Source organism: Halorhodospira sp. M38, from assembly GCF_022227985.1.
Lineage (GTDB): Bacteria > Pseudomonadota > Gammaproteobacteria > Nitrococcales > Halorhodospiraceae > Halorhodospira > Halorhodospira halophila_A.
This window is the reverse complement of sequence record NZ_JAJNQP010000050.1, coordinates 1-4,491: the sequence shown is the minus strand read 5'-3', so window position 1 is coordinate 4,491 and position 4,491 is coordinate 1. Positions and strand designations below refer to the sequence as shown.

The window sequence follows — 4,491 nt, the reverse complement described above, 5'->3', positions numbered from 1 at the left end:
CAAACGGACGGGTACACTTGACCTGCCGCTGGGGGACGCCCTGCCGATGTGCCTCTTGGACGTACCGGTCCCAGAACCGCCGCCGCGCGGCTTCCAAGTCTCTTCCCGGCATCTCCGTTGCCTCGACTTCCGTGTCGCTGATCGGTCCATTCTTGCGACGCTGAACCGCCGACGCAAGTCCCAGGCAAAACACCGCGTAGCCGGATACACAGAATCACGTCCGACCGGGATATACAGAGTCCGTCGATACCACTGTTAGGAGTAAGAGGTTGATTTCAGAAGATTACGTGAAAACGACCATGGCAGACTGGCTTGTGCGTCAGGGCTACATTGATGTTATCCCGCGCATGGGAAAAGCAAATGGGATCGATGTGGAGGGGAAGGATCCGACGTCAGGGGTTCGTCTTGCGATCGAGTGCAAGGGTGAGAGCAACGCAAAGAACCAGTGGGATAACGCATGGAGAAACCTGTCGCACGGTTTGTTCAACCTTATAAAAGATACCGAAGACCCGGAGAATGGAGACGAAATCGCTTTAGCTATACCTGATACCTCTGATTACCGGAGACGCATGGACGGCCTCCGTGATTTCTGTAGGAGGCAGGGGATCACTGTGTATTGGGTATCCGCGTCGGGGGAAGTCAACTCTTGGGGTACCAGCTCCTAACTCGGCGCTCAACCGGACGCTCGTACCTCGCGCCGGTTAGCTTTGCGTTCGGCGTCAAAGGCCAAGGAGTCATCTATGGATATAAATGCCGCCCAAGTTCAACTCGTTGCAGTGGTTCGGCGGCTCGCGGACGAAAAGCGGGCTGATCTGGATCGGCACAAGGAGAACCATGCCGACATTAATCGCCCAGACTTTCTCTGGCACTACTTGCTCCAGAGCTTCGCCACGATGGGTCGATCGGCTGGGTGGCACGGGCTGATCGGGAACCGAAACAACTATAGTCGCATCACCTACTCGGCCCTCTTGGATCTTCCCGATGGTGACCGGCTTCGGGAGGCGCGTGAAGTATGCCGGGCTGCCAAGGTGCGGATGCCGGACCGCAAGGGTGATTTCATTGTGGGATGCTTCGACCGCATTCGGGATATGGGTGGGCCGGAGAACGCCAAGAATCAGTTGCTCGCTCAGCCTGGCCGAGAATCAAAGATTCGATGGCTAAAGGAGATGCCAGGGATTGGAGACAAGTACGCCCGGAACATCATGATGGACGTGTATCACGAGGACTTCCGGGACAGTATCGCGGTCGATGCCCGAATTAAGTCGGTGTCGGATCGGCTAGGCATGTCGTTTCCTTCCTACTCGGAGCATGAGGATTTCTACTTGGGCGTGGCTGAGCAGGCTGGCCTCAACGGATGGGAGTTGGACCGGTTGCTGTACAACTTCCTAGGCGATGTGTTGTCGGGGCTGCAGCTTGCCTCGTCGGCCGCCGAACAAGGCGCTGTACCGGACGCTCCTTCGTCGCGCCGGTAAGCTCTGCGTTGGGCATGGGGGATGAGCTCGTGAAGATTCGAGAGGCGGTTGACGCAGTGCAAGAACTGATAGAGGCGCATCCGGGCCTGTTTCGTGATGCCGAGATCCAAGCGGAATTCGGCGAGGAGCGGCCTTGCATCGGCGATTGGTCCGATCCGAACAACCGTGGCATGTTGGTTACGGGCGATGGAATCGGTCAGAAAAGCGGTGTGTACTGCTTCGCATCCCCAAGTGGCGATATTCTCTACATCGGGAAGGCGACCAAAAATAACCTCCACCACCGGGTGTGGGGCCACGTCAAGACGCCGCAGTTTCTGGAAGATGGCCGCCGGACGTTTCCTAAGCATGGTTTTCGCGGTGGCCCGGAAGCAGAGGAGTATGAGTCGGACGTGCGGGAGGGCCGCGTTCGCTTAGGCGTTATCACCATATCTGATCAAGAGCTGGCTTCCCTGGCCGAGGTTTACTTGCATGTCCTACACAAGAAAATGCATAGCCGGCTTCCGATTTTCAACAAACAAATCGGATAGGAGCCCAACAATCAGCTTGAGGCGACGCCGGCAGGCGTGGCTGCCGGAAACTGGGCGCTCCGGGCGGCGCGCCTCAGCAAACCGTTAAATCGTGACCAATTTCCGGAGCAAAGGCGAGATGCAAAATCCACTGGCGTACACAACAGCTGTGATGTCCTGGGGGTTCTTTCTGTCGTCATTTGAGAGAGTTAAGTCTGCGGGAACCTACGAAAGTGGGCTGGACCTGAACCTGGAAGCTCCGTCCTCGGTGGTCCTTTGCGCTGTTTCAATCGAGGCATTTTGTAATGAAATATCTTCACTGGCACGGGCGTTCGTATTCGAGAAGGAAAGAGAGCAGTCCCCTTCCAAAATACAGACACCCGGTATCAGACGCGAAGCTCTTGACCAGCTATGCGCTTTAAGCCAAGACGGAACTGGTTCATTCTATGATCGCTATAAGCGAGTAGTGAAGCTCCTAGAGGCGAGCAATCCCGCCCTACTGGAAGATATGGTTTGCCTGAGAGACCTCCGGGACGCTCTGGTTCATTTTCGATCTTGTGATGTTCCTATTCAAGAAGGGGAGGATGGGGTTATTCGTTACGCTCAGGAGACCCCGGAGGTTCTTAGGCGATTGAGTAACAACGAAATATCTGGAAGACAGGTTGTCGCCCCGGATAAAGGTCTGGAGTGGACGCTAAGAATATCGACCAGCGCAATGTCTATTTGGGCTCTAAAACTTACTTGTGATGCTACTCTTTTCCTTTTGGATGCCTTGCCGGCCGGGGACTTTCAGAGATTTGTTATAGAGGCGTATAGACCGAGGGATTATACCCATCGGGATCTTTACTCCAAGGCAAAAGAGGATGTCGCTGTTTGGGAGTGTGAAATATTCTCCTGACACACAGTTACGATTTAACAAGAACATTAACTTCGCGCCTGCGGCGCCGGACGCTCGTACCTCGCGCCGGTTATGTTGGCGTTAGGCGATAAGAAATGACGTATCGAGCAAATTTTCCGCCATCTTTTTTACTCCTTGAGCAGGAAGGGTTTCTTATTAGCTCATGCCTAGGGAGTGGATTAACCGATCTGCGATCTGCGCACGTTCACAACAAGGGCGCATTCTATTCGTCGTTGTTCAACCTCTCGATAGGAGTAGAAAGGCTGCTGAAGGCCCTTGTGATAATTGAGCACATAGCAACTAATAATCTTTCTGTGCCAACAAAAAAGCAACTGAAAAGCTATGGTCATAACATTGAAGAGCTGTATGACCAATGCGTGACGATTGCTGACGCGAGAGGCGTCGCAGTTCCTGATCGAAACTCTTTAAATCCAATTCAAAAAGAAATTATAAGCTTGTTAAGTGACTTCGCTCAGACTACCCGGTACCACAATCTAGATGCGCTCAACCCTTCTCACGTCGGTAGGGATCCGCTCGATCACTGGGGTCAAATAGTAACGGCAATCTTGGAGAAGGATGTTCCCAAATCTCAGAAAGAGAAAATACTTAGCCAATCAAACTTGGTTGCGTCTGCTATTGATGACATCACTATTACGATAATGCATGGCTTGGATAAGACGCCTCTTTCTACGGAGGAGGCGTTGGCCTTGCCGGGGTTGCACGATCAGGCGGCTAAATATGCTGTTTTGCATGTCGTGAAGATGCTCGCTCCGCTGCGAGAACTAACGTCAGAGTTAAGTCATCTCGCGTACGCACTCAATACTCCAGAGCCTGTGTTTCCACAAATGCAAGAGTTTATCCAATGGCTGTGGGATGATCGTCAATACGTCCTGAGGAAGAAGCGGTGGCCGTAATATGGCCTAACAAGGCCGTGAACTCGGACGCATTTTTCGTTCGCTGCGCTCACTACAAATGCGCCGGTTACGGCTGGCGTTAAGTTTATGAGGATTTTATGAAGGTTTATGCACTCAGGGTTGAAAAGAGTAAGGATAGCGCGAATTTATCGGATGTTCTTTCTGAGCTAGATGCTCAGAATGATTTAAGGGAACGCATTCGTATAGTGAACCAAACAGAACTCAGAGCTGAAGCGATTGAGTTCAGAAATGGTGTGTGGTTCATGGACTTCGTGCGTATAAGGACAGCTCACGGCCCTGGAAAAGTCGGGCGGGATACTGAGGTTGAAGGTTTTGAGTTTGAGGACGAAGAAGGCTTTGGCGAGGAAACGGCCGCCTTGTATGATCCCCAGACTGAGTATCTTCTTATTCAATACAATCATTTCGGAGTAAGGCCCGCAGCAGTCGCTGACTACCTTAGCTCTTATGTTGAGAATGCAAACAATTTATATACTTTCAAGCCGAAGTACGATGAGGATGTAGAGCGTCGCCTACTGAACCAAGGCATTACTAGAAAGATTAATTTTTCACTCGATGTTTCACGAATGTCCGCCCAAGATCGGGAGCGCGGCGCTTCATTGAGCGAGGCTATTGATTACGGAAGGCGAACTGGTGCTGATCGGGTAAAAGTCGAGATATCTGTTCAAGGTGAGCGGAATCGT

At 52.3% G+C, this 4,491-nt stretch carries 6 protein-coding genes; all 6 read left to right on the top strand.

All coding sequences use genetic code 11. The features are described 5' to 3' along the window. Positions 1-269: 269 nt before the first annotated feature. Positions 270-665 (top strand): hypothetical protein, encoded by a 396-nt coding sequence (locus tag LRA98_RS12560; RefSeq protein WP_143592248.1) that lies wholly within the window; start codon positions 270-272, stop codon positions 663-665. Between the two features lie 75 nt (positions 666-740). Further along, positions 741-1,472: a hypothetical protein gene (locus LRA98_RS12555; protein WP_238634237.1), complete on the top strand. Its 732-nt coding sequence runs from the start codon at positions 741-743 to the stop codon at positions 1,470-1,472. A gap of 29 nt (positions 1,473-1,501) precedes the next feature. Continuing rightward, positions 1,502-1,999, top strand: coding sequence for a hypothetical protein (locus LRA98_RS12550; protein WP_238634238.1), 498 nt, complete (start codon positions 1,502-1,504; stop codon positions 1,997-1,999). A gap of 118 nt (positions 2,000-2,117) precedes the next feature. Then, positions 2,118-2,876 carry a hypothetical protein gene (locus tag LRA98_RS12545; protein ID WP_238634239.1) on the top strand — a complete coding sequence of 253 codons (759 nt, stop codon included), beginning with the start codon at positions 2,118-2,120 and terminating at the stop codon, positions 2,874-2,876. A gap of 95 nt (positions 2,877-2,971) precedes the next feature. Further along, complete coding sequence (locus LRA98_RS12540; RefSeq protein ID WP_238634240.1) at positions 2,972-3,790, top strand: hypothetical protein; 819 nt, start codon at positions 2,972-2,974, stop codon at positions 3,788-3,790. Positions 3,791-3,888: 98 nt separating this feature from the next. After that, a partial coding sequence (locus LRA98_RS12535; protein WP_238634241.1) for a DUF6731 family protein occupies positions 3,889-4,491 on the top strand: 603 nt, incomplete at its 3' end.

Coding starts and splice junctions, on each gene's coding strand:
- LRA98_RS12540 (WP_238634240.1), top strand. CDS start 2,972: ATGACGTATCGAGCAAATTTTCCGCCATCTTTTTTACTCCTTGAGCAG.
- LRA98_RS12545 (WP_238634239.1), top strand. CDS start 2,118: ATGCAAAATCCACTGGCGTACACAACAGCTGTGATGTCCTGGGGGTTC.
- LRA98_RS12555 (WP_238634237.1), top strand. CDS start 741: ATGGATATAAATGCCGCCCAAGTTCAACTCGTTGCAGTGGTTCGGCGG.